The following is a 23,753-nucleotide window of genomic DNA, read 5'->3' as shown; positions in this document are numbered from 1 at the left end:
CCGCCGGTTTCAAAAAGAGCGAGATTTGCAACCGTGGTTGCGAAATCAACAACTTGGGGCATCAATGGGCGTGCGGCAGACGCGGCTGATCGGGAACCTGTCCGAGGCGGACCTGAAGAACATGCGGATTTTCCGGCGGGTTGCCGATGCGGGCGGCGTGACGGCCGCCGCCGACCTGAACGGGGCGGAAAAATCGACCTATAGCCGCGCGCTCAAGGCGCTCGAGGATCGTCTGGACGGCGCGTTGTGCGAACGTGGCCCGCACGGGTTCCACCTGACCGAATATGGGCGCCGGGTCTATTCGGCGGCGACCTCGCTCGAAGATGCGCTTGGCAATGTCCGGACCGAGATCAACGGCGCGCGCAAAAGCCTGACCGGTGCGCTCAGCCTGGGCGTTGCCGACAACATGCTGACCAACCCGGCAGCCAAGATTTCCGACGCGCTCGAGGCGTTCTTCCAGCGGGCGCCCGCGGTGTCGGTGTCACTGTCGATCTATCCGCCCGACCAGCTTGCACAGGTGCTTGCCGACCGCCGGGTCCACCTGGCCGTGATCGGCGCCAAGAACCTGGAACGCAGCATGACCGCAACCCCGTTGTTCGACGAGGAATACGCCCTTTATTGCTGTCCGCATCCCGGACAGCATCCGCCCCATATCGACACGCTCAGATCACGCGGCATCGGGGTGGTGCACCGCAATTTTTCGGGCCCCGGACCCAGCGAGGATTCCCTGCGGATCACTGCCGCCTGGAGCGTTCTGGCCAGCGGGATCGAGGCCGTCGCGACCTATATCAACACCGGCAGATGCGTGGGCTTTCTGCCACGCCACTATGTCGAAGGCATCCGCACCCGGCGCCCGTTCGTCGAGGTCCCCGGCAGCGAAAGCATGCGCCGACAGACCACATTCGTCGTCGCACAGGAAACCGCACGCACCAAATCGCATCCCATGATCCTGATGTCCGATATCCTGAAATCGGTGATGCGGGCGGAGGGGTGATTGGAATCTACGTCGTCCACCCGAGACGCGCCTCAAGGGCTAGGTTAGTTCACCGCCGGCACGCAGCGCCAAAAGGCCAAGCGCGGCAATGGTCGTCGCATCTTTGATCTGACCGTCCGATACCATATCGCAAATTTGCCCGAACGAAAAAGGCGCGGTTATCATGTCCTGCTCGGTGTCTTCGCGATCTGGTGCGCCCTCTTTCAGATCAGTCGCTAGAAACAGATGACACCCTTGGCTACAGAACCCATAGGCCCCATAGAGGTGCCCGATCCTGGTCAGGGTGGACGCGACCAGACCCGTTTCTTCTGTCAGCTCGGCTCGTGCCACGGTTTCGGCCCCGACGCCCGGTTTGGTTTCCCATGCGCCTTGTGGGAACTCCCAGAACCGCTGCCCGACGGGATAGCGGAACTGCTGAACCAGTTGGAAACGCCCATCCGCATGGCGCGGCGCGATCAGGGCATAATCTTCCTTGGCAACCACGCCATAGATACCGGGGCTTCCGTCCGGAAACCGCACGTTGTCCTCGCGGACTGTCATCCACCGGTTGCGATAGACGATTTGGCTATTCTCTTGCGTGATGCGGCCTTCTGACACCGTGATCTCCCGGAAACTACATGTTGCAAAGCTATGGTCGCACTACCGCATCAGGGCGATTCTGCTTGTGAATTTCTTACATTTTCTGCCGGTTTTACGAACAGGTCCTTTTCAGGCGCGAAAGACATTCTGGCGAAAACCTGACCTAGTTTCCTTTCCCACATGACAAACGAGCATGCCGCTGAATTCATGCTTGACCAATATCGTGGGCTGCGCGCAGGGGCGACTCCCAAGGCTATTTCCAAGAAAATAACAGACCTGGCAATTTATTGCGCATCTTTGCCAGGCCCGAAACAACCACAGAGAAAGTAAATGCCGGTCTGTTCCGGGTATATTTCGTGCCGCGGCACATTGCTTATGCAGGCAGAAATTGCGCGCAGAAAGATAACCCTGGGTTGATTTTTCCATTGGCCAATTTTGTCAGCGGTCGACACCATCATTGATGAAAGGCGCTCTGCGGTCGTTTCACCAGGCAGAAGACAAGGCCTGAAGCATATTAATATTCAAATACTTACGCAGATGCCTGCCGGTCAACGCACGTTCAACAGGTTGAGGTAAATGATGAATATTGCTGACAGTCAAATCTATCGCGGATCCAATCGCACCATGCGGGTGGTCGAATTAACGGCCCCCGGAATTCTAGCCGAAAACTTCGAGCCCATTCCTGAACCCCAGCTTGACGAGGTATTGCTGCGGACCCAGGCGATTTCGGTCTGTTCAACTGATGTGTCCTATTTTCACGGGTATCTGCACCCGGATCATTACCCGGTCATTCTGGGGCACGAATATGTGGGCGAGGTGGTCGCGGTCGGCCCCGACGCAGATCCGGACCTGATGGGCAAGCGCCTGTCCTATTTCGGTCAGACAGACTTCAAGGGGATGGCGGAGTACCGGGTTCTGCGCCCGCTATTCGCAGGCGAGACGAAATCCAGCACGTTCGAGACCAGCCGTGATTTCAAGGATGACCACTATGCCGCCGCGGTTGTGATCCCCGACGATGTCGACAGAACCGCCGCGCCATTGCTCGAGCCGATCACGGCGGTGCTGCGCGCGATCCTGAAACACCCGCCCAAGGTCGGCGACAACGCCCTTGTATTGGGGGGCGGCCCCTGCGGCGCAATCGCGGGTACGATCCTGAAAAAGGTCTTCGCCACGCGGACCGTCGGCTTGCTGGAACGCAATGCGGATCGCGCCGCCATGGCGCAGAGCCATTATGCAGACGTGGTCTATCGCGATGCCGAAGCGCTTGGCTCGGGCCGGGATCCCGGCCTGCGTTTCGACTATATCTTCGATGCCCTGCCACCGATTGTCGGCGGCGCCGAAGATGCCGACCCCCGGCGCGCGGCGTTCAAGTCGGCAACGCCCGAAGCCACCTATATCCTTTACGGCGCATCGATGGAGATGCAGAAATTCGACACCTGGCTGTTGTTGGCCAAGGGCATCAACGTCAAGGCTGGCGCCTTCGATGTGGATTACTATCCGATGAGCTACACCGCCAGCGTCCTGCGCTCGGCTCTGAACCTGCTGCAAAGCAAGATCATCGACCCCGAATGGATCATGTCCCGCCATATCCGCTTCGAAGATTTCGACGCGTTGGCCTGGACGTTCCAGAACCACGAAAAGAACCCGGATCTGAAGACAGTCATCACTTTTGACGCCTAGAAGCAGAGGTTCCAGGATGATTGTCTGCATCGGCATATTGTTTTTCATCTGGGGCGTGGTCGGCGTCATCATTGGCCCGCTGCTCCCCGAAACGACCAAAGCGTTTTCGCTTGGCTCGACACAGGCCGGGTTCATCTTCTTCACCTGGTCGGCGGGGTTCAGCCTGGGCTCGTTCGGGGCGCGCTCGCTTCTGGAACGGACGCGACCCGACCGGTTGCTGGGGCTTTTGAGCCTGGGCGCCGCCATCTGTTGCGGGTTTCTGTTCCTCAGCGGCTCGTTCCCGCAATACCTGTCCAGCTTCGCTTTATTGGGCCTAAGCGGCGGCGCGACGTTTACCGTGGCCCATACCCTGATCAGCTGGCATTTTCCCGCCCGGCGCGCCTCCGCGCTCAGCGCCCTGGACGTGGTCTTCAGCCTTGGCAATATGACCTCGCCGCTGCTTTTGGTTGCCCTCTTCTCAGCCGAGTTTTCGTGGCAAACGCCGTTCGTGATCGTTGCAATCGCCTTTTCAGCCGCAGCGACTGCGTTCTTCTTGCTGATGTGGTCGACCGGTGATGTCACGCCTCCGTCGGACACCACCCATACACAGACGCCGGCCGCGCCGCCAAACAAGATCCGAGCGTTGCTGCCGCTGATTATTCTTGGCATGTCCAGCTTTTTTCTGGGCACGGTGGAATGGGCACAGAACATCTGGTTCGTATCCTATGCCATCGAACTTGGCGTCAGCGAGGCGTTCGCGCGCATATCGCAATCGCTGTTTCTGTTCGGGATGGTCATGGCACGGCTGATCACGATCTTCGCGGGCAATTTGGTCCATCAGTCCGGCTTTCTGCGCATGCTGTTTGCGTCCACCATGGCGGGCAACCTGCTGATCGTCTTCGTGTCCACGCCCTGGGCTTTCATTCTGGGAAATGTCCTTATGGGCCTGGGCATCGGGGCGATGTTCCCGATCTTTCTGGCGCGTGCGATGGATATTGACCCGGCGCGCAGCGCCAATTTCTCGGCCATCATGATCATCTTTCTGGCGACCGGCGGTCAGGTTTCATCGGTGGTGATCGGGGCGATTTCAGATCTGTTCTCGATCCGGCAGACCTTTGTCCTCAGCACGTTCTTCTCGCTCGCGCTGGTCCTGTCCTTCGAACTCTATCGCTTCCTCACCCGGGCGCATCACTCTGCGCACCACCCGCAACCGGTCGGTACGGATAGCCATGCAGCAGAGTAGCGATCTTCTCTATCGGTTCGATCCGAGCCGGATGCCGCCGGGTGAAAGCCATGATGGCACGGGCGAGATCCTGGCAGATCGCGTACGCGCCCTACCCGCCGGATCGCATGTGAACCATGTCGACCTGGTCGTGGTCCGCCCCGGCGCCACAATCGGCCATCACCGCCACGGCCCGGACAACGAGGAATTCTATGTCGTGATCGTGGGCCGAGCCGAGATGTGGATCGAAGACCGAAAGCGGCCCGTGCACCCCGGCGATGTGATCCTGAACCCGCCGGGCGGTGCGCATGGGTTATTCAACCCGACCGACACCGATGTCTGGCTGGTGGTGATCGAGATACGCACGCCCAGTCCACCGCCAACCGCATAAAACATTGACCCGAAGGAGACTGACAAATGCCCGTTGCCAACCTTCATACCAACCCGCCCCCGCATCCCCTGAGCGGTTTTGAGATCACCCGTCTGGATACCGCCAAGGAAAACCAAACCCCGATCGTCTTTGCGTCGCTGAACGAACACATCTTGCGGCACTATGGCCCCGGCGTGGCCAGAGGCCGCGCGATTGCGATTGTCGATACCGCCTTCTGGGACAAGTGGGCGCGCCCCCTGACCACCGAGTTCGAGGCCGTCTATGAACAGGTGCACGTGTGCCCCATTGATGGCGGGGAAACCTGCAAGAATCTGGGTCAGCTCGACGCCGTTCTGTCGCTCTTCTGTGCGCTTGAACTCGACCGGCGGCAGGATTCACTTTTCGCAATTGGCGGCGGCACGGTGCTGGACCTGGTGGGGTTCGCGGCGTCGATCTATCGCCGGGGTGTGGCCGTCACCAAGATACCGACGACCCTGATGGCGCAGGTGGATGCCGCGATCGGGCTGAAGAACGCCATCATTTTCGAAGGTGCCAAGAACCTGGTCGGCAGCTTCTATCCGCCGCGCAGCGCCCTGATCGACGTGGGCTTTCTAAAAACCCTGCCGGATCGTCATTTCTCGAACGGAATTGCGGAGATCCTGAAAATCGCATTGGTTCTGGACCGGGACCTTTTCACCAGGATCGAAACCACGGTGGAACTGTCCAAGCACAGCAACAGCGACGCCAGCGAGGGGATCTTCGTGCGCGCGATCGAGCTGATGGTCGCAGAGCTGAATAAGAACCCCTATGAAAACACATTGCAGCGCGCGGTCGATTTCGGCCATTGGCTCAGCCCTTATATCGAGTTGAAAGACGGCGCCCTACTGCATGGCGAGGCCGTGGCCATCGACCTGGCCAACTCCCTGGCCATTTCGCATCGCAGGGGTCTGATCACCACGGCCGAACTGGATGCGGGCTTGCGACAACTGCTGCGCTTCGGCCTGCCCGTCTGTCACGATCTGATCACCCGCGAAACCGTGCACAAGGCCTTGCAGGGCACCGTCCAAAGCCGGGGGGGCAAACAGAACATCCCGCTTTGCACCGGGATCGGAACCCATGCTTTCTTTGACGATGTAACCGTTGACGAGGTTGTTGCCGCGAACCTTGAACTGACCAGACGCGCGGCGGCGGCGGCACCCGCCCGCAGTGGCGACCAGCAGGGCGAAGGGGGCTGATCATGACCGCATCCTTACCGATAAATCTGGGCGGCACATCGGTCAAATGGGGTATTCCCGTTCACCGGGCACCGGCGGATATGGACATCCGTTCCATGCGTTCACCGCGCTCCAGCGGCGAGTTTCAGGCGATGCTGCGCCACATAAAACAGGATTTCGGCACGACGCCCGACGCGGTTGCCATGGGCTTTCCCGGACCTGTCGGCGCGGATTGCGCCCTGACCCAGGCTTGCACACTTTGGCCGGACGAGGACCTGCGCGATTTCGATGTGATGCAAGAGATCCGCACTGTCTTCCCGCGGACCGATATTCATGTGATCAACGATGTCTCGGCCTATGGTTCGTTCCTGCTGGAGCGGGGGGAAACCGATTTCTGTGTCCTGAATATCGGGTCCGGCGTCGGGTCAAAGACTTATGCCAATGGCATTGAGATCAACGGACCGACGGCGCGTGGCGGCGAGATCGGCCATTGGCGCGATCCCGGCGTGCCTGCGGAACTGCGCTGTGACTGTGGCGAAACCGGACATATCGGGGCGATCTCGTCCGGGCGCGGCGTACAACGCTTTGCAGCTTGGCGCGCAAGGCGGGATGCAGAGGGGTTCGCGCATTCCGCACTGGGCCGGATCGCCGGTGCCCCGGCAGACATCACCACCCATGCCCTTGTCACTGCGATCAGGGGCGGCGATGCCTTTGCCCGCGACATATTATACGACGCGATGGCGCCTTTGGGCCGGGCGGCTGCGTTGCTGCACGTCGCCATCGGCTGCGAACGTTTCTATCTGGTCGGCGGATTCGCCGAGGCGCTGATGTCCGACTTGCCGCCCGCCTTGGCCGCAAGCGCGGCCGTGCATTGCTGGCAACAGCATTTCGACTGGACCAGCGCGTTCCGGGTGATCGAGGACGAAGTCCGAACATCGCTTCTGGGGCTTCAATACCACGCCAGGCGTGCAAGCTAGGGGGCGACGATGAAGCTGACGATCATCGGCGGCAGCAGCCCTTTCACCGTGAACATGTTCGCGAATGGGCGGGCAACTCGGTTCCTGCGCGGGTTCACGCAGATCACGCTTCAGGGGCGCAACGCCGAAAACCTGCGGCATGTACAGGCGGCAGTCGCGGCAGATTGCGCCACGGCGGGGATCAGGCTCCATACGGAAACGGATACCACGCGTGCGCTGATCGGCGCGGATGTGGTGTTGGTACAGGCCCGTTTCGGCGGCCTGGAACTGCGCGCCGAGATCGAACAGTGCTGCAAGGACCGTGGCCTTTTCGCAGACGAGACGTTGGGCATCGGCGGCCTTGTGACCGCGCTGCGCGTACAGGACCAGTGGCGCGCCTTGGCCGATTGCATCCACACCGCCTGTCCGTCGGCGATGATCGTGAACATGATCAACCCGCTGAGCCTGTCCTGCCAGATCCTGCATGGCGCGGGATTAAGAACCATTGGTCTGTGCGAGGGGCCGGTAACCACCGCGCGCTATCTTGCCTCCCAATTGACTGCACCCGACGAGGTGCTGGAATGGTCCTGCGCGGGTTTTAACCACCGGTCCTATATCCACGGGCTCAAAGTTGACGGCACGCCGCTGGGGTTTCGGCATCTGCGTCCGCTGCAAGTGCCCAAGAACGTGGGCGCGCCCGATCCCGAAAGCCGCGCCATCGTGTCGAAAGAGGTTGCGCAATGCCGAGATACGACCCGATGGCATTATGGGCGGGCGGGCACAGTTGCCGATATTCGTGCCAAGGCCTTGCGCGGGTTGGGAAATGGCGCGGCCGGCCTGCAGACCAGTCGCGCAACCCCCTGGTATGACGATGCGGTCCTGCCCTTTTTGGCGGCGTGGAGCGGACAGCAAGAGCTGCTGATGACGACGCTCAACACATTCGACCGCGGCCTGTTCCGCGAAACCCGGTTCGCTGTTCAGAAAACGGCGTTGGCGACAGTTGCGCAATCGGTTCCAGAACCGTCCGTCGCACGATGTATCGACCGGTTCGAAACGCACGAGAAGCTTTCGTTGGCCTGTTTGGCAAATCCGTCGGAACGCACGATAGACCAAGCCATTGCGTGCGATCCGCTGATACCCGACGCGCAAAAGGCCAACGCAGTGGGGGCCGTGCTGCAAATCGCCCGTATTTATCGCGGCAAGGAATACCGCAGGCGTTCAAAGATATCGGCTTAAGCCAGGTGCCGGAACATGGGGATCGCGATGACCAATGCCACGTATGACCATATCCGACTGGACCCGGACAAAAGCGCGCTTTTCCTGGATTTCGACGGAACGCTTGTGGACATCGCGCCCTCGCCATCGGCGATCCTTGTCCCGGCGGATCTTGTACAGATCCTGAACCGTTTGAACCGGCTGCTGTCGGGCGCGCTGGCGATTGTCACGGGGCGCAATGCCGATGATGTTCTGGGACAGATCGCCGGATTCGAGGGCGTTGTTTCCGGTTCTCACGGCGCCGAGCTGCGTTGGCCGGGCCAGGACATCGCGCTGACCGATACGCTGGATCGCGATAGTTTCGAACAGCTATCTAACCGGGTTCTTGAATTTCAGCGGGCACATCCCGCGCTGTTGGTCGAACAGAAACCGGCCAGCGTCACATTGCACTATCGCAACGCGGAAAAGCTGGAAGATACAGTCATCGCCTTTGCCAATGCGGTGGCCCGGGCATTTCCGGATTTCGAGGCAATGCGCGCCAAGAAATGTGTCGAGCTGAAGCTGCGCACCGTTAGCAAAGCGCAAGCCATCGCCGCGCTGATGCAAGCCGACCGTTTTCAGCGGCGACAGATCATATTCGCGGGCGACGACCTGACCGACGCGCGCGCCTTTCCGATGATCCGGGACAGGGGCGGCTGCGCGATCAGCGTGGGCACGATATTGGACGCGGCCAGCCATCACGCGGCCAGCCCCGCCGAATTTGTTTCATGGCTTAGAAAGCAGGTGATCACATGAACCGTCTTATCGTTATCTCGCACCGTGCGCCCGACCCGGCCGGGCTGAAGGATTCCGGAGGAATGGTCGTTGCGTTGAAAAATGCCATGCAGGTCCACAAGGGCATCTGGGTGGGCTGCGCGCCGACCACCCGGGAACCCGACCAACCCGATATCGCCCAACTGGATTTCTTCCACGGCGATGCCTTTGACATCGCCTATTACCACTTGTCCGAGGATGAACATGCCGGGTTCTATACGCGGTATTCAAACTCGGTGATCTGGCCCGCATTTCACGGCCGCCTGGACCTGATCGACCCCGAGGGGAACTCGTTCGCGACATACAACAACGTGGCACGCAAGATCGCCCAGGCACTGCGCCCGCATATTCGTCCCGATGATCTGATCTGGGTCCAGGATTATCAGCTGATCCCGGTGGCCGGTCATCTGCGCGCTTTGGGTGTGCGTAACAAGATGGGTTTTTTCTTGCATATCCCCTTCCCGGCGCGGGATGTGATCATGGCCATTCCGCACAGCCAGATCATGCTGCGCGGCTTTTGCGACTATGACCTGATCGGATTTCAATCCAAGCGCGATATCGAGAAGTTCTCGATCGCCTTGCGCAGCCTTCTGGATGTCACGCCCGACAGCAACAACAGGTTCCAACGCGGGGGACGCACCATCCAGATTGGGCATTTCCCAATTTCCATCGATGTCGAGGAATTCAGCCGGTTCGCACATCAGAATGGGAATCACTGTGTCGAAGGCGGCAGCAAAGGCATTATTGCGGTCGACAGGCTGGATTACTCGAAAGGTTTGCTGCAGCGTCTGCGCGGATTTCGTCAGTTCCTGGCTGACCACCCCGAGCATTACGGGCAGGTCACATTGACCCAGATCGCACAGCCGACACGAGAACACATCCCCGCCTATCGCAGTTTAAAAACCGAGGTGGAACAACTGGTCAGCGCGATAAACGGCCAATATGGCGGCGTTGAATGGGTGCCTGTCCACTACGTCAACAAGCGTGTGTCGCGAGAGCGCGTGGCAGGGTTGTTACGATCCGGCAAGGGGTGTCTTGTCACGCCGCTTGCCGATGGCATGAACCTGGTCGCCAAGGAATTCGTCGTAGCACAAGATCCTGCCGATCCGGGGGTTCTGATCCTGTCCATGTTCGCCGGCGCGTCAGAAGAGCTTTCGGCCGCTTTACTTGTGAACCCCTATGACACGGGGTCGATTGCAGCCGCGACGGAACGCGCCATTTCGATGCCCATCGAAGAGCGGCGCGCGCGGCATGCCGACCTTTTGAAAGCGGTGCAATCGAACTCGATTGGAGATTGGTCGCGGAATTATCTGGCCGCGCTTCAGGCGCAGGCGATCACAACCGCGCCCCAGCCGGTCGAATTCCGACCCAAGGACTGAGCCACATTTTCCAATCCGCTCTTCGAAAGGGACACTGGGGGCACCCTTTACTCAAGAAAACCGGTGCATCCATCGAGGCGAGAAATGCTGCAAATCCATCCGCCTGTCAAATCCGGTCCTGAGCAGTTTCAAGAGCGTGGCCGTCGCCACAAGCTGAACCGTGCTCCTTTCCCCGATTTTGCTTTGGAAGTTTGTGATCCGATCAGCAGAATTGGGTGCTCCAGGCGTCCAGAAATTCGGTTTCCAGCCGTTGAATGGCTTGCGGCATACGGCAACTGACAGCGTTGCGCGGCATCTGATCCAGAACATCCCGCCAACCTTCCTGGGTATCTGCTGGAACCTCGACGGCACCGCTGCTCAGATGATCCCGCAGACCATCCAGCCCGTTGACGAAAAGCGGGCGGCGCGCGGCCAGCGCCTCGATCGCGACCAACCCATAGGCCTCCCATCTGGAGGGCATCACAACGGCGTCGACCTTCCCCATCGCGGAAACCGGGTCTGGGCAGAACCCCATGAACCTGATACGCGGATCGCCGCCCGCCAAGCACTTTAGTGCCGCTCCTTCCGAGCCGGTGCCATAAAAGTGCAGCTCCAGATCCGTCCGCTCACATGCCCTGAAGGCCCTGATCATCACATCGAAACCCTTTTGCGGCTCTAACCGGCCGATCGCCCCGATCACGCGAATGGGCCCGTCGTTCACCGGCAAAGCCTGGAACGCGGAAAGATCGACGAATGACCGCACAAGGGTCAGTTTTTCGGGACGGATCGCGCCAATCCGCGCCAGCCAATCCTGCTGCGCCAGACTGACAGCCGCAACATTGTCAAACAGGCCATAGGAAAGGCGCAACAACCGATAGAACCGCTTCTTTGACGGCACGTTCAAGCGAACAAAATTCTCGGTATAGCTGTGCTCCACATGAACAATTCGCGCGCCTGGATTGCAGATCCTCAGCGCCGCCAGGCGCGGCAGGTTGCGCCAGCTGATCGACAGGTGCGAGACAATGACGTCGGCTTTCATCCGGGAAAACCCGGCGCTGCCGCCAGTGATCGCCTGCAGACGGTGATCGGCATGTTTGGCAAGCTCGGGCGAGGTGATGATGTGGTCCACAACGCGGGTCACCCCGCCCGCCGTTGTGTCGTCAATCAGATGCAGGAAAGCAGGCCGGCTCATGACGCCACCCGCGCGTTCTGCCGCCGGCTCGAGACAAGCGTCATCATCCCAAGCACGGGCTTCTCACCACACAGCCAAAGCACGTGCGCGGCGGCAAGCGTCACCGCGGACTTCAAGGGCTCTTCCCAAAGCGGACGATACGAACACGCCAACCACTCCTTCGAAAGTTTTCGGGCATGTGCTCCGTCAAGGTCAGCCACCGCGCGACGGCTGAGAAAGCGCAGCTGATATGCGCGCGCCGCCTGTGTGTGTGTGCGAAAGAAATCCGGCGCAAGCGGGGCCAGCTTTTCGACCATGCGCTCCCATGCGGCGAATTGCCGGTCGGTTGCCGATGACAGCCCCCCTGCATTGATGCGGTATTGCGTCAACAGGCCGGGAATACCCTCGAACCGCCAGCGGGTGGTCAGCGCGATCCGCAGCCAGCACTCGATATCCTCGGATTGGCGGAAACGCTCGTCAAAGTACCAGTCGCGCCCGTCCTCCTCTGGCGGGCGAAAAGCGATCTCGTCCAGCACATCACGCCGCAGCACCGCGGCAGAGCCATTCCCGACCGGGTTGCGTTTGAAGACATGCGCGGCATCGATGCCGGTCAGGCGCGGGCGCTGTGCCTGACCGGTCAGACAGCCATCGTCGTTGATGAAATCCGACCCCGAGAAACTGATGCCAACCGCCGGGTTTTCTCGCAGATGCCGGATATGTGCGGCCAGCTTACCCGGCAGCCACAGGTCATCGGCATCACAAAACCCGATAAAGTCGCCCCGCGCAGCAGCAATGCCGGTGTTGCGCGCCCCGGCCAGCCCCCGATTGGGCTGTGTGACCACACGGATATTGCCATCTTTCACAAAGCCTGCCGCGATCTCGAGCGTCCGGTCCGAAGATCCATCATTGACAATAATGACCTCGAAATCATCGAAAGTCTGCGCCTGCAAGGCGCTCAAGGTGTCTGCAAGCGTGCGTTCGACGTTGAAGGCGGGAACAATGATCGAAGCAGTGGGCATCACGGTTGTCCTTTCTCGTTCAGGCAAACAGGCGGCGGGTCAGGCGGGGCGGCATCGCCAATGCGCAAACCGCAGCGCACAGCGTGGGCAGCCCGCGCCGCAGGGGAAACACGAAGCCGCCCGGGCTGTGTAGAACACCCGCCAATGCGTATTTCAGCGCGGCGGTGCGACCCTGCCCCAAACGCAAAGCACGTCGGGCGAGGTAGCGTTTATAGGTGGCGTGCGCGACTGCGGAAGGGCGGATTCCCAAGCGCGCGGCAGACGCCAGCGCCTGACGGCGGCCATGCTCCATCGCATCAAGATCCGCCGACAGGCCATGGACGCTGAGGCGGTAATAGGTCTGCAATCGCGGCACACCGGCCACCCGCGCGCCCCCGGCCACCAGACGGATCAGCCAGTCGAGGTCCTCATTGTGTACCATCGTTTCATCGAACCCGCCCGACGCAACAAACAGGTCGCGACGCACCGCCATGTTGGACATGGTACAGACCGGGTTTTCCCCAAGCAGCGTCTGTACATCCAACAGGCCCTTTTCGACCGTGGATCGCACCGATGTATCACCGGGCCGGTCCGAGAAGAACCCGACCTCGCCAAACGCGCCATCGACATCCCCCTGGGCAAAGACCTGGGACAGCTCCGCCAGCTTCGAGGGCACCCACAAATCGTCCGCATCGCAAAAGGTAAGGAAATCGCCCCGTGCCTGTTTCATCGCACCATGGTTACGGGCCGCACTTGGCCCCTTTCGCGGGTGGGTGCAAAGCGTGATCCGGCTATCACGGGCCGCAACATCACGAATGCGCTGCTTGGTCCTGTCGGTCGAGCCATCATCAATACAGATCGCCTCCCAATCGGTGCAGGTTTGTGCCTGAAGACAGGACAGTGTGCTGTCGATCGTCCGCTCAGCGTTATAACAGGGAATGATGATGGAGAATGTCGGCATATTTCAAACCTCTCTGGGGGGCGCCTCGAAGGCCCGGAGCAGCAATGACAGCGAGGCCGCAACCATGATGACCGTGGCGACAACGGCATAGCCGGTGGCCAGGACGGTCAGACCATGCGGCGCCATCACCAGAGCATTGGCTGAAAGCGTAATCGTCAGCAGAAGGGTGACACGAAACTCCCAGCCGGCCTCGCCCGTTGCGCGCAAGAAACCCGCCGCTGCGGACCAAAGGGTCGTGGGTATTGCCACAAGGCAAAGGATCGAAACCACCTGGTCGACCCCGTGCCAGCCCGACCCGAACAGGATCGGAACATATACAGGGGCCAGAAGCGATTGCAGAAGCACAACCGGCGAGATCAGGCCAAGCGACAGCAGAACGCTCTGCCGCAGGGCAACAAGCTTGTCTTCGCTGGCACACAGATGCGGGAACAAAACGGTCGAAAACGCGGTCGAAAATGAACTTGCCAGCCCAAGTCCGGCGTTGAACGCCATGAAATACAGGCCAAGGGTTTCCGCGCCCATCAAAGCGCCGACAATCACCTTGTCGATTTGCATCCGCATCGCCTTGACCAGCTCGACCCCCAGCACCGCGCGTCCGAAGGTCACAAAGGGCCGGACCGGCGCGAACCCCTGGCGAAGGTCGCGCGCCCAGGGATGAAGCCGGCGCATCGCCACCAGCCAGAACGGCGCCATCAGCACCCGTGGCAGGATCAGTGCCAGCGGCGAGGCCCAGACGAGCACAAGCACCGCCGACATCAGGTTGGCACCCACCACCTGACCGCCAGCGATGGCAGCCGTCTGATGCAGCTTGCCCGCGCGCATGGCCAGCGCGCATTGAACCAACCCGGCGGGCATGAACAGATACTCTGCCGCCAGCAGCAGGATCAGAGCCAGCAGCATCAGATCGCCGCCCCACAGATAGATCCCCAGACCCACCAAGGCCTGAACGACGAAAAGTCCCAGACACCAGATCCAAAACAACTTGTGCGCGGTGGCACAGGTGGCGGCAAGCTGGTCTTCGCGGGCGGCAATGATCCGTTGGCCAATGCCGTTTTCAGTCAGTGATTTCAGGATGTCGGCCGCCGCCAAAGCCGCCGCCGCAACCCCGATCTGACCCAGATCAAGCGTGCGCGCCACAGCGACCACCACCAGCAGACGCGATGCCTTGCTGGCGGCTTCGGAGGCGCCATAGGCAATCAGGTTCCGGGCAAGGTGTGGCAGTTTGATCTCGAACGGCATCAGAAAGGTCCGCATTTGTTGGCTGAACGATTTCTAACGCGGAATGCGCGCCGCCGTCTTGGTCCAGCCCGGACAGTTGCCAAAGCGGAAGGACAGGCCCCTATCCGTTCGGATATACGCCCGGCCAAACACGGCACTCGCCAACTGACGCGTGATCGGCATACTATCGCTGCAACCGGAAATGTATCGAGTGAACCCGATGAGAAGGTTTCATGAAACAGGCGCTTCTTGGCTCGCACTTGCGATGCTTGCCAGCTGCGCGACCCTGGACACCCCAGAAAACCTGGAACCTGTCGCCTCTGGTCAGGGATATCAGGCCCAATACCGCGAGGTTGCGCGCAAGACATCTGCGCCCGCCTTCCTGTTGGCGGCCGAGATGAATGCCCGCAAATGTACAGCGCCGCTGGGGGGCAACAGTGGCAAGGGCGCCAATACGGTCGAGCCGCATCTGTCCGGTGCGCGACTGACGCGCAACGATCTCATCGACCTGCGCGTCGAAGAGGACGAGACCTTCAGCGGCGACTACGTGATCTCACGCGATGGGACGATCAACCTGCCCTTCCTGCCCCCGATCCGCGCTCAAGGACGTCTGGTCCGCGAGGTCGAGGCCGACATCGCCGCACAGCTTGTGTCACGGGATTTCTTTGTCGAGCGGCCCCGTGTTTCCCTGCGTGTTGCGGATTTCGCATCGGTTTCGGTCGGCGTCTCGGGCGCGGTTTTCGAACCGAAGGTCGTTGAAATCGGGGGCGTTCCGGGGGATCAGATCGACAGTCGCCGACAGGCGGCCTTGGGGGCATCGACCGAGGCACGCAACCTGTCCGCCGCCCTGCGGGCCGCAGGCGGTGTCCGGCCCGATGCGGATATCTCTGCCGTCAAGGTCCGACGCGGCGGGCGCGTTCACACGCTTGACATGCGCGGCGTTTTCGAAGGTCAGAACGCGGTCGACATCATGCTGTTGACCGGCGACGAGGTGTCCGTACAAAGCCGGGGCTGCTTTCAGGATGATCTGATGCGGCCCAGCCCGATCAGCCCGCCCGGCGTTTCGCTGTTCCTGTCAAACCTGACCCAACCGGCAGCGGGCAATGCCAGCGCGGCGGTCGGCCGCGAGGTGCGCGAGATCCCGTATGGCACACGCTATATGCAGGCGGTCATTGACACAAACTGTGTGGGCGGCGCACGGGCGACCAGCGCCGACCGCTCGGCGGTGCTGTTCTCGCGCAATCCGATAACCGGCGTTTCGGTCGTCATCGAGCGCGATATAGAGGAGCTTCTGCGCCGGGCCGACAGGGATGACTATGACCCCTATCTCCTACCGGGGGACTCGCTGGCCTGTTATGACAGCACGATTACCAATATCGGCGAGATCGGCCGCGTTCTTGGCCTGACCAGTGCCGCGATCCCCTGACGCGCCACGCGCTTCCGGGGATCTGTGATCTGCCCGACACCCAGCGCGCCGGGTATCAATAGGCGCCGCGCCCGGTCAGGACAGCGCCAAAAGTTCTCAGGATCAGCGCGAAGTCAAGCGCGACAGAGGCCCGGCGGGTATAGTCGAGATCCATCTCGACCATCTGGTCGAAACCGATATCGGCGCGACCCGACACCTGCCAGATACCGGTGATGCCAGGCTTCACGGCCAGCCGCCCGAATGCGCGAGCCGGATAATTCCGAACCTCGCTTGGCAGGGCCGGGCGCGGTCCGACGATGGACATCTCTCCCCGCAGCACGTTCAGGATCTGCGGCAACTCGTCGATCGACGCCCGGCGGATAAAACGGCCCACACGGGTGATGCGCGGGTCCTGCCGTGCCTTGAAACACACGCCGCTGCGATCCGATCTGCCCAACAGGGCCACGCGGCGTCCTTCGGCATCAGTGGTCATCGAACGGAACTTGAACATGGTGAAGGGCTTGCCATCCTTACCGACACGGGTCTGACGAAAGATCGCCGGGCCACGGCTGTCCAGCCGGATTGCCAGCGCGGTCAGTCCCATCGGCACCGCAAGCACTGCCAGCGCCGTACCGGCGACCAGAACGTCCAGCGCGCGCTTTTGGATCTTGGCCATCCCGCCCTTGCGCAACGCGGCAAGTCCCGCATGAGCCAGGAAAGTCACGTTGCCCCACAGATAGCGCTTGGCCATGCGGCGCGGCTCCATCGCCAGACGCCAGACCCATTCCATCTTGGCGCGGCGCACCGCTATTGGCGCACGCTGCACATTGCCTGCCAGAAAATCGAACAGCGCGCCTACTCCCAGTGTCAGGTCCGCGTTCAAGTCATCGGCGTTGCGATGGAGCCAAAGCTCTTGCATCGGCACCCCAAGGGCCACCAGAACGATGTCCGCGCCGCTTTGGTTGATTTCGTCGATCACCGCCTGCGTATCGGTGGATCCGCCGTATCCGTCACGCGTGCCCGCGATGCGCAAGCTGGGAATGTCCGACACCAATCGCTCTGCTGCGGCCTCTGCCGTGCCGGGGCGCCCGCCAAAGAGATATACCGACTTGCCCATCTTTGCGGCCTGCGCCAGCAGTTGCGGCACCAGATCCGTGCCGTTCAGATTTGCAGCCAGACGCTGGCCGGTCATCTTGCCTGCGATCTCGATGCCGACGCCATCCGGCAGCAGCATATCGGCAGCAGCGACGGCGCGGGCATATGCGGCATCGGCCCGCCGCATGTTGCAGCAATGGGCGTTCATGAAGAACACGCGCTTGCGTCCTGCGGTCAGCAATGAATTGATTGCACGCGCCGGACGGGCATCGGCCAAATCAAGGTCAAGCGCAGCCAGGTGACGTGTGGGAAGCGGACGGCTGGGAACTTTGACAGCCTGGCTGAAATCGGGGTCGAGATAGGCGTGTTTCATCGGGATAAGTCCTTGAGCTTGCTTCGGTTAAAATCAGGCTGTGGGACTTTGTGATTTCGCTCAATCGAGCGGACGGACAGCGCGCGGGGCCTTCGGATGAGGCCCTCGCCAAAGCGACAAGACATCCTATGCCGCCGGTGCGCGTACTATCCAAAAGGAATAAGCGGGGTATCGGATCGGGACCGGAAATTTACGCTGTGACCATCCGGCTGAGGGCAGAATCATAGCCCCGCGAAATCCGGGCCATCGCTCAACGGACTACACTTTTGCATAGGGCCTCTGTTCCGAAGAAGCTGCAGCCTCGCCATTGTCGGCGGGGCTATTTCCTGTCCGCGCGGGTATGAGAAAGACAAAGGAGACAGAGATGACCTTTGACGCCACCACAGAACCGCCCCGAAGCCCGGCCCGCCGTATTGGCCTTCGCCGGATCGTCATGGGCAGCCGTCTGAACGACTTTGGGCGCCTTCCGCGCTATTTCGCCAGCCTGATCCTTGGATCGGTTCTGATCTGGGCACCAATCAGCGGGTATCTGAAAACCGCGCCGCTCAGCTTCAAGTCGCACACATCACTGATCCTGCCCGGATCGGGTGCCTCTGCTTCGGTGAACCTCAATGGTATCGGACAGGCGTCCTCCTACGCCAATTCGGCCTTTGCCAGCAACGCGGTAAGCCCGACCGAAACCTACAAGCGGCTGTTGGGTGCCGATCGCATCCTGGAAGCGGCGGCGCGCTCTCTGAACCTTGACCGGCACCGCTTTGGCAAACCCCGCGTGAGCCTGGTCGATCAGACCGGGCTGATCCATGTCGAGGTAACTGGCGGGTCACCGGACGAGGCACGGCAAAGGGGCGAAGCGCTGATGACAGCCTTTTTCACTGAGCTCGATGCGCTCAGGTCAGATGAACAGACCACCCGCGAGGGCAGCGGGCTGGCCGCAATCGCGGAATATCGGCGTTCGGTCGCCGCCACACGGACCGAGATCGAGGCGCTGCAACGCGAAAGCGGGTTGTGGTCGGCAACCGATTACGATGCGATGACGGATGCCACCCGTGATCTGGTCAGCCGCGTGCAGGATCTGGCCGCGCAACTCAGCGAGACCACCGAAGAGGTCGCCGCGCTCGAAATCACATTGGGCATTCCCGCCGCCGCCGCTGCAGCAACTCTGAAATTGTACGCCGATGCCGAATTCATCAGCCTGACCCAAGAACTGGGTATACAGGCCGCCGCCTTGGCCGAAGCAAGGTCCAGCTTTGGCGAGGCACACCCCAAGGTCCGTCAGGCACGCCATGCCCATCAGGCCGCCATCGCCAGCGCGCGTATGCGCGCCGCGTCGGTCACAGGGCTTCGGCCGGATGCATTAAGCACGCTCGATCTGGCACCCGATGGTGCCCGCGCCGAGCTTCTGGCCCAGTTGGTCCGGCAGGACGCGGCGCGCGCCGGGGTGCAACGCCAGTACGAGACGATGCAGGCGCGCGCCGACGCCGAAACGTCAAAATTGCGACGGCTCGCCCCTCAGGCCGCACGGCTGGAAGATCTGCAGCGTGACTTTTCGGTGGCCGAGGCGGTCTTTGCCAGCGCCATCGCACGCAGCCAGTCGACCAAATCCGATGTCTATGCCTCGTACCCTTTGGTGCAGGTTCTGGAAAACCCGTCGCTGCCTGAAAAACCGTCTTCGCCCAACCGCAAGCTGGCCATTGCTGCCGGGGGCGCCGCGACTTTCATGTTGATCGTCAGCCTTCTTCTGGGTTGGGTCCGCTCGGCTCTGATTGGCCGGATCATCGCTGGGCGGGAACAGGTACGATGAAACCGCAGAACCCGGCCGAGCGGCTGTTGTATCGCGCAATGGTGCTGACCTGGCCCTTCTATGCCATCGGCGCACTTTATATCGTGGGACCCGTTCTGGCATGGACACTGGGAGGACTAGCTGCTCTGGCGCTCTATCTTGGCCCTGCGATGCGCTGTGATTTGCGCAACCAGGTTCCTGTACATCCGCTGGTGTGGCTTTGGATCGCCGGGATGACCGCGATGCTTGTCGCGCTTTGGGTCGGGCACCTGGATTGGGGGCTGGGGCTGAAGAAAACCATCAAATCGTCAATCGGCTGGGCCAAGGGCTGGGCTTTGCTGGCGCTCTTTCCGTTGATCGGTGCGGTGCTGCCGATCCGGCGCGAGGTGCTGGTGCGGGGACAGTGCGTCATCGGGCTTTGGACGCTGGTATTGGCGCCGATCCTGCTGGCCGCCCCTTATATTGGCCTGCCGGAGAGAATCTTCACCTCGCCGCTCAAGGTCGTTGGCGGACCCGGCCCCGAGTATTTCAGCGTCTATTTCTTCACTTGGGACCCCGCCAGCTGGACACCGCGTTGGCAGTTCTATGCGCCTTGGTCACCTTTTGCGGCCCTGTTGGGCGTGATCATGGTCCTGTTTGCGCTGGAAGAAAAAGACCGTCGCTGGATGGCGGCGGGCGTCATGGCGGGGGTGCTGATGATCCTGGCATCGAAATCGCGCATGGGTCTGGTGGGCCTTGCGGCCTGTACCGTGGCGCCCCGGCTGTTACCGCTGATCCTGCAAGGTTGGGCCTGGCGGCTTACTGCGGGCCTGACGGCCTCGCTTGCGGTCTTTGGAACAGCGATTTTGTCATTGGCACAGGACAGCGTGGCCGCGTTCAAGGGCGCGCGTGCCGACAGCACCCGGGTGCGCGCCACCCTGCAGCGCATCGCAGAGGAACGCTGGGTGAACGACGCTTACTGGTTTGGCCATGGCACCGTACAGCCCGGTTCGCATGCGGTCGAATATATGCCAATCGGCAGCCACCATACATGGTTCGGCCTGCTTTTCGTCAAAGGCCTGGTTGGATTTCTGGCACTGGCCATTCCGCTGTTGGTGCATATCGCAATTGTCCTGAGGGACGCCGCTACCCATTCGCGGGGCCGGCTGCCGCTGGGTGTCCTGATGACAATCGTCCTGCTGTCATTCGGCGAAAACATCGAGATCGAGGCCTATATGCTGTGGCCCGGCCTGGTTCTGCTGGGTGTTCATCTGCGCGAGCTGAACGCAGCCAAGGAACGGTCGACCGCATATGTGCCGGGATCCGCTTCAGATCAGCGCCTGGGCCAGATCGGCGTCCAGCACGACATGTGACGCGTAACCGCCGCGCAGCGCGGCGCGGGTGGGGTCGGCCTTGGCCGTGCCGCTGACCACCAGAAGACCGGACATGTCGCGCAGCAGCCCATGATCCGCGCCGATCATGCGGTCGTCGAGCGCGCCCAGAACCGGTGCGCCTTCGGCATCGATGAACCGGCCCGCGATGATGCCGACCGCGCCCTTTGCGACATAGGCCGCGATGTCATCCGGCGTGGCGATGTTGAACTGCACCACATGGGTGTCGGCCGTACAGGGGCTGAGCGAATAGATCGCCTTGCGGCAATCGTGCAGCCGCACAAGCTGTTCGGCGATGATGGGCTCGGCCCTGAGGCTGCGGGCCAGCCCCGCATCGGAACAGACCGCAGGGGCGTTCAGGTTGATGCACTGGCCCGACATCCGGCGCGCGATCTCGGTCGTGCAGCTTTCGCAGGTCGGCAACAGCGGATTGGCCAGCGATCCGATCAGCTGGCGCACCACCAGCCCGTCGACCGGCCACCACGGCATCCGTTCCGACACGAAGGACACGGTCTGCCCCCAGCTGACGCCCAGCGTATCGCCGGGCGCCACGAAATCCGGCAGGAAATGCGCCGCCGCCTCGCAGACCTGGTGCATGCTGTCCAGCGGCGTCTCGCCGTTCGGCACCACCAGCGCCGCGCGCAGGCCATAGGTCTCGCGCAGCCGGTCGGCCAGCGCGTTCACCCGGAAATGCTCGCCCGCGATCTTCACTCCGACGATCTGTCGTTCCCGCGCCAGCCGCAAATAGGTGATCACCGTGGGGCGCGACAGGCCCATCGCCTTGGCGATCTCGGCCTGGTTCAGGCCCTTGATATAGTAAAGCCAGGCCGCTTCGGCGACGGTTCTGTCCGACGGGTGGTTGGCGCGCACCATTGACCGGGCCTCCTGTGAAAACGGCGGGATTGCAGGGCGTTATACCCCAGCTTCGGCGGCGTCGAAACGCAGAACCTGGGACGTGATGCGCGAATCTTCGGACAGGCTGCGATCGGGGGTCAGCCCGGCCTGGCGCAGGTCGTCGTGATAGCCCGCGACCGCCTGGCTGGCCGTGGCCTTGCGATCCGCCACAAGCCGCATCCAGCGGATCAGCGTTGTCTGGCATTCCGCCTGATTGATCTTGCGCCCGAACAGCGCAAGCCGCGCGCCGTGGCGTTCGGATTGCGCGATCAGTTCGAACGTATCGCGATGCGTGGCCCCGGCCCCGCCCAGCACGCCCACAACCGTGGTGGGGTCGTGGCGGCAAAGCTCGGCCAGCGCCTCGGGGCCGTTATAGGCGACCTTGAGGAAGGCGGGCCGTTCGGCATGGGTCAGGCTGGCCATCAGACGAATGATATTGTCATTCACGAACGCGCCCAGATCGGCATCGGCCACGGCACCCGGGACGTTGGGATTGAACACCTCGAGGAAATGCTGCACCCCCGCCGCCTGCGCCTGGCGGCGAAACGCGGCATAGGCGTCCAGCGCGCGCAGATCGTGCTGGGTGTCGTTCACGAAGGTGATCGAATAAAGACACAGCTTGGCCGGCGCCATGTCCAGGTTCGCGCCGCGATAGGGATGGGACGGTGCCGTGTTATAGGCCGCGCCACGCACATTGCCCCAGACACAGGTGGTCTCGTTGGCGCGAAACGCGGGCTCGATGGCGGTTCCGGCAAAGACCCCCTCGTCGCGCAGCAGCTCGGCCGTGCCTGCGGCGGTCAGCATGATATCGACCACGTCCTGCGCGATGACCTTGCGAACCTGGTCAAGGAATTGCGGCCGGGTGCGCGGCCCCACCGGGCGGCCCTGCGCGTCGCGGTGCAGACCCAGGGCGGGCACGCCGCCGGTCACTTCGGTATCTTTGGCATCGGCGATCATATAGTCGCCGGTCCGATACGCCCCCGCGGCCAGGCGCGCGATCTTCTGTGCAAAACGTGTCGTCATGGTTCATACCCCTCTCAGGCTGCGACCCGTTTCGGGATCGAAGATGTGGATCTGGTCGGGGCGCAGCGCGAAATGCACGGTCTCGCCCGCGCGGACCTGCCGGAACTGCGGCGTGACAAAGGAAATCTCGGCCCCGTCGACCTGGGTGATCACCTGTCCTTCGGCGCCCATGTTTTCGACCAGAACCACGGTGCCGCCGATGGCGTTCGGTGCATCGGGCGCGGCCAGATCCATCGACGCGGGCCGCAGGCCCAGCTCGACCTTCTGGCCCGGGACCAGACCGGGGAACAGTTCGGGCGACAGCGACAGCGCGATGCTGCCGGCGCGGGCCACATGGCCGGCCTCGATCGTGGCGTCGATGAAATTCATCGCCGGCGTGCCGATGAAATCGGCGACGAAATGCGAGGCCGGACGCTCGAATATCTCGTCCGGCGTGCCCATCTGCTCGATCTCGCCATCGCGCATCAGAACGATCCGGTCGGCAATCGTCATCGCCTCGAGCTGGTCATGGGTGACGAAAATCGTCGTAGTTTTGAGTTGCAGGTGCATCTTGCGGATCTCGGTCCGCAGCTTCTCGCGCAGCTTGGCGTCCAGGTTCGAAAGCGGCTCGTCGAACAGAAATACCTTGGGCGTCTTGATCATCGCGCGCGCCATGGCGACGCGCTGTTGCTGCCCGCCCGACAGGTTCTTTGGCCGCCGGTCAAGATAGGGCGACAGCCCCAGCATATCGGCGACCTGTTCCAGCCGCGGCGCGATTTCGGACCGCGACACACCCTGTCGGCGCAACCCGAAGGTGATGTTGTCCGCCACGCTCATATGCGGATAAAGCGCATAGCTTTGAAACACCATCGCCACGCCCCGGTCGCCGGGGGGCATGTCGGTCACATCGGTTCCGCCGATCTCGATCCGGCCGCCGGTCACCTCTTCCAGCCCTGCGATCATGCGCAGCATGGTGGATTTGCCGCAGCCCGACGGGCCCAGAAAGACGACGAATTCATGGTCCGGGATGCTGAGGTCCAGCCCGTCGATCACCGGAAAGGCGCCATAGGATTTGACGATGTTGCTGCAGGTAATGTTGGCCATTG

At 61.8% G+C, this 23,753-nt stretch carries 21 protein-coding genes; 12 read left to right on the top strand and 9 right to left on the bottom strand.

Features of this window, described 5'->3' with window-relative positions; all coding sequences use genetic code 11:
• Positions 1–64: 64 nt before the first annotated feature.
• Positions 65–994 (top strand): LysR family transcriptional regulator, encoded by a 930-nt coding sequence (locus tag CLM60_RS05725; protein WP_095588199.1) that lies wholly within the window; start codon positions 65–67, stop codon positions 992–994.
• Between the two features lie 39 nt (positions 995–1,033).
• On the opposite strand, the gene CLM60_RS05720 is transcribed toward CLM60_RS05725, so the two are convergent.
• On the bottom strand, positions 1,034–1,591 hold the full coding sequence (locus CLM60_RS05720; protein WP_245848253.1) for an NUDIX domain-containing protein: 558 nt from the start codon (positions 1,589–1,591) through the stop codon (positions 1,034–1,036).
• A 558-nt stretch (positions 1,592–2,149) separates the two neighbouring features.
• Here CLM60_RS05720 and CLM60_RS05715 point away from each other — a divergent pair.
• Genes CLM60_RS05715 through CLM60_RS05680 form a run of 8 tightly spaced genes read left to right on the top strand, consistent with a single transcriptional unit; the run spans position 2,150 to position 10,401 of the window.
• Positions 2,150–3,253 (top strand): alcohol dehydrogenase catalytic domain-containing protein, encoded by a 1,104-nt coding sequence (locus CLM60_RS05715; RefSeq protein ID WP_095588198.1) that lies wholly within the window; start codon positions 2,150–2,152, stop codon positions 3,251–3,253.
• 16 nt (positions 3,254–3,269) lie between these two features.
• On the top strand, positions 3,270–4,475 hold the full coding sequence (locus CLM60_RS05710; RefSeq protein WP_095588197.1) for an MFS transporter: 1,206 nt from the start codon (positions 3,270–3,272) through the stop codon (positions 4,473–4,475).
• A complete protein-coding gene (locus CLM60_RS05705) occupies positions 4,462–4,845 on the top strand; it encodes a cupin domain-containing protein (protein WP_095588196.1) in 384 nt (127 codons plus the stop codon). The genes CLM60_RS05710 and CLM60_RS05705 overlap by 14 nt, the downstream gene beginning before the upstream one ends.
• A gap of 26 nt (positions 4,846–4,871) precedes the next feature.
• A complete protein-coding gene (locus CLM60_RS05700; protein WP_095588195.1) occupies positions 4,872–6,059 on the top strand; it encodes a 3-dehydroquinate synthase family protein in 1,188 nt (395 codons plus the stop codon).
• 2 nt (positions 6,060–6,061) lie between these two features.
• Positions 6,062–7,015, top strand: a complete 954-nt coding sequence (locus tag CLM60_RS05695) for an ROK family protein (protein ID WP_095588194.1) — start codon at positions 6,062–6,064, stop codon at positions 7,013–7,015.
• A 9-nt stretch (positions 7,016–7,024) separates the two neighbouring features.
• Positions 7,025–8,230: a family 4 glycosyl hydrolase gene (locus CLM60_RS05690; RefSeq protein WP_095588193.1), complete on the top strand. Its 1,206-nt coding sequence runs from the start codon at positions 7,025–7,027 to the stop codon at positions 8,228–8,230.
• Positions 8,231–8,257: 27 nt separating this feature from the next.
• A complete protein-coding gene (gene otsB / locus CLM60_RS05685) occupies positions 8,258–9,004 on the top strand; it encodes a trehalose-phosphatase (RefSeq protein ID WP_176473802.1) in 747 nt (248 codons plus the stop codon).
• Entirely contained in the window at positions 9,001–10,401 is a 1,401-nt protein-coding gene (locus CLM60_RS05680) for an alpha,alpha-trehalose-phosphate synthase (UDP-forming) (RefSeq protein WP_095588191.1), read from the top strand. Before otsB ends, CLM60_RS05680 begins: the two co-directional genes overlap by 4 nt.
• Positions 10,402–10,603: 202 nt before the next feature.
• Here the strand turns inward: CLM60_RS05680 and CLM60_RS05675 are convergent, their stop codons facing one another.
• Genes CLM60_RS05675 through CLM60_RS05660 form a run of 4 tightly spaced genes read right to left on the bottom strand, consistent with a single transcriptional unit; the run spans position 10,604 to position 14,749 of the window.
• Positions 10,604–11,509, bottom strand: coding sequence for a glycosyltransferase (locus tag CLM60_RS05675; RefSeq protein ID WP_245848251.1), 906 nt, complete (start codon positions 11,507–11,509; stop codon positions 10,604–10,606).
• A 59-nt stretch (positions 11,510–11,568) separates the two neighbouring features.
• Positions 11,569–12,570, bottom strand: a complete 1,002-nt coding sequence (locus CLM60_RS05670; RefSeq protein ID WP_095588189.1) for a glycosyltransferase family 2 protein — start codon at positions 12,568–12,570, stop codon at positions 11,569–11,571.
• A gap of 19 nt (positions 12,571–12,589) precedes the next feature.
• On the bottom strand, positions 12,590–13,510 hold the full coding sequence (locus CLM60_RS05665) for a glycosyltransferase family 2 protein (RefSeq protein WP_095588188.1): 921 nt from the start codon (positions 13,508–13,510) through the stop codon (positions 12,590–12,592).
• A 3-nt stretch (positions 13,511–13,513) separates the two neighbouring features.
• Positions 13,514–14,749, bottom strand: coding sequence for an oligosaccharide flippase family protein (locus CLM60_RS05660; protein WP_095588242.1), 1,236 nt, complete (start codon positions 14,747–14,749; stop codon positions 13,514–13,516).
• Positions 14,750–14,993: 244 nt separating this feature from the next.
• Here CLM60_RS05660 and CLM60_RS05655 point away from each other — a divergent pair, with 244 nt between their 5' ends.
• Positions 14,994–16,154: a polysaccharide biosynthesis/export family protein gene (locus CLM60_RS05655; protein ID WP_245848250.1), complete on the top strand. Its 1,161-nt coding sequence runs from the start codon at positions 14,994–14,996 to the stop codon at positions 16,152–16,154.
• 55 nt (positions 16,155–16,209) lie between these two features.
• On the opposite strand, the gene CLM60_RS05650 is transcribed toward CLM60_RS05655, so the two are convergent.
• Positions 16,210–17,601, bottom strand: coding sequence for a sugar transferase (locus CLM60_RS05650; protein ID WP_095588186.1), 1,392 nt, complete (start codon positions 17,599–17,601; stop codon positions 16,210–16,212).
• Between the two features lie 364 nt (positions 17,602–17,965).
• Here CLM60_RS05650 and CLM60_RS05645 point away from each other — a divergent pair, with 364 nt between their 5' ends.
• Complete coding sequence (locus tag CLM60_RS05645; protein ID WP_095588185.1) at positions 17,966–19,402, top strand: GumC family protein; 1,437 nt, start codon at positions 17,966–17,968, stop codon at positions 19,400–19,402.
• The gene (locus CLM60_RS05640) at positions 19,399–20,733 is read left to right on the top strand and encodes an O-antigen ligase domain-containing protein (RefSeq protein WP_245848247.1); all 1,335 of its coding nucleotides are present in this window, start codon (positions 19,399–19,401) and stop codon (positions 20,731–20,733) included. The genes CLM60_RS05645 and CLM60_RS05640 overlap by 4 nt, the downstream gene beginning before the upstream one ends.
• Here CLM60_RS05640 and CLM60_RS05635 read toward each other — a convergent pair.
• The 3 genes from CLM60_RS05635 to CLM60_RS05625 are packed head-to-tail and all read right to left on the bottom strand — an operon-like array spanning position 20,689 to position 23,751.
• Positions 20,689–21,624 (bottom strand): sugar-binding transcriptional regulator, encoded by a 936-nt coding sequence (locus tag CLM60_RS05635; protein WP_095588184.1) that lies wholly within the window; start codon positions 21,622–21,624, stop codon positions 20,689–20,691. The two genes, CLM60_RS05640 and CLM60_RS05635, sit on opposite strands and share 45 nt — an antisense overlap.
• 39 nt (positions 21,625–21,663) lie before the next feature.
• Positions 21,664–22,668, bottom strand: coding sequence for a hypothetical protein (locus CLM60_RS05630; RefSeq protein ID WP_095588183.1), 1,005 nt, complete (start codon positions 22,666–22,668; stop codon positions 21,664–21,666).
• Between the two features lie 3 nt (positions 22,669–22,671).
• Complete coding sequence (locus tag CLM60_RS05625; RefSeq protein WP_095588182.1) at positions 22,672–23,751, bottom strand: ABC transporter ATP-binding protein; 1,080 nt, start codon at positions 23,749–23,751, stop codon at positions 22,672–22,674.
• Between the last annotated feature and the right edge of the window lie 2 nt (positions 23,752–23,753).

The sequence above is a fragment of the Actibacterium ureilyticum genome, assembly GCF_002285435.1.
In the GTDB taxonomy this organism is placed as follows: Bacteria; Pseudomonadota; Alphaproteobacteria; order Rhodobacterales; family Rhodobacteraceae; genus Actibacterium_C; species Actibacterium_C ureilyticum.
This window is presented reverse-complemented; position numbering and strand designations above follow the sequence as displayed.

Coding starts and splice junctions, on each gene's coding strand:
- CLM60_RS05725 (WP_095588199.1), top strand. CDS start 65: ATGGGCGTGCGGCAGACGCGGCTGATCGGGAACCTGTCCGAGGCGGAC.
- CLM60_RS05715 (WP_095588198.1), top strand. CDS start 2,150: ATGATGAATATTGCTGACAGTCAAATCTATCGCGGATCCAATCGCACC.
- CLM60_RS05710 (WP_095588197.1), top strand. CDS start 3,270: ATGATTGTCTGCATCGGCATATTGTTTTTCATCTGGGGCGTGGTCGGC.
- CLM60_RS05705 (WP_095588196.1), top strand. CDS start 4,462: ATGCAGCAGAGTAGCGATCTTCTCTATCGGTTCGATCCGAGCCGGATG.
- CLM60_RS05700 (WP_095588195.1), top strand. CDS start 4,872: ATGCCCGTTGCCAACCTTCATACCAACCCGCCCCCGCATCCCCTGAGC.
- CLM60_RS05695 (WP_095588194.1), top strand. CDS start 6,062: ATGACCGCATCCTTACCGATAAATCTGGGCGGCACATCGGTCAAATGG.
- CLM60_RS05690 (WP_095588193.1), top strand. CDS start 7,025: ATGAAGCTGACGATCATCGGCGGCAGCAGCCCTTTCACCGTGAACATG.
- otsB (WP_176473802.1), top strand. CDS start 8,258: ATGACCAATGCCACGTATGACCATATCCGACTGGACCCGGACAAAAGC.
- CLM60_RS05680 (WP_095588191.1), top strand. CDS start 9,001: ATGAACCGTCTTATCGTTATCTCGCACCGTGCGCCCGACCCGGCCGGG.
- CLM60_RS05670 (WP_095588189.1), bottom strand. CDS start 12,570: ATGCCCACTGCTTCGATCATTGTTCCCGCCTTCAACGTCGAACGCACG.
- CLM60_RS05665 (WP_095588188.1), bottom strand. CDS start 13,510: ATGCCGACATTCTCCATCATCATTCCCTGTTATAACGCTGAGCGGACG.
- CLM60_RS05660 (WP_095588242.1), bottom strand. CDS start 14,749: ATGCCGTTCGAGATCAAACTGCCACACCTTGCCCGGAACCTGATTGCC.
- CLM60_RS05655 (WP_245848250.1), top strand. CDS start 14,994: ATGCTTGCCAGCTGCGCGACCCTGGACACCCCAGAAAACCTGGAACCT.
- CLM60_RS05650 (WP_095588186.1), bottom strand. CDS start 17,601: ATGAAACACGCCTATCTCGACCCCGATTTCAGCCAGGCTGTCAAAGTT.
- CLM60_RS05645 (WP_095588185.1), top strand. CDS start 17,966: ATGACCTTTGACGCCACCACAGAACCGCCCCGAAGCCCGGCCCGCCGT.
- CLM60_RS05640 (WP_245848247.1), top strand. CDS start 19,399: ATGAAACCGCAGAACCCGGCCGAGCGGCTGTTGTATCGCGCAATGGTG.
- CLM60_RS05635 (WP_095588184.1), bottom strand. CDS start 21,624: ATGGTGCGCGCCAACCACCCGTCGGACAGAACCGTCGCCGAAGCGGCC.
- CLM60_RS05630 (WP_095588183.1), bottom strand. CDS start 22,668: ATGACGACACGTTTTGCACAGAAGATCGCGCGCCTGGCCGCGGGGGCG.
- CLM60_RS05625 (WP_095588182.1), bottom strand. CDS start 23,751: ATGGCCAACATTACCTGCAGCAACATCGTCAAATCCTATGGCGCCTTT.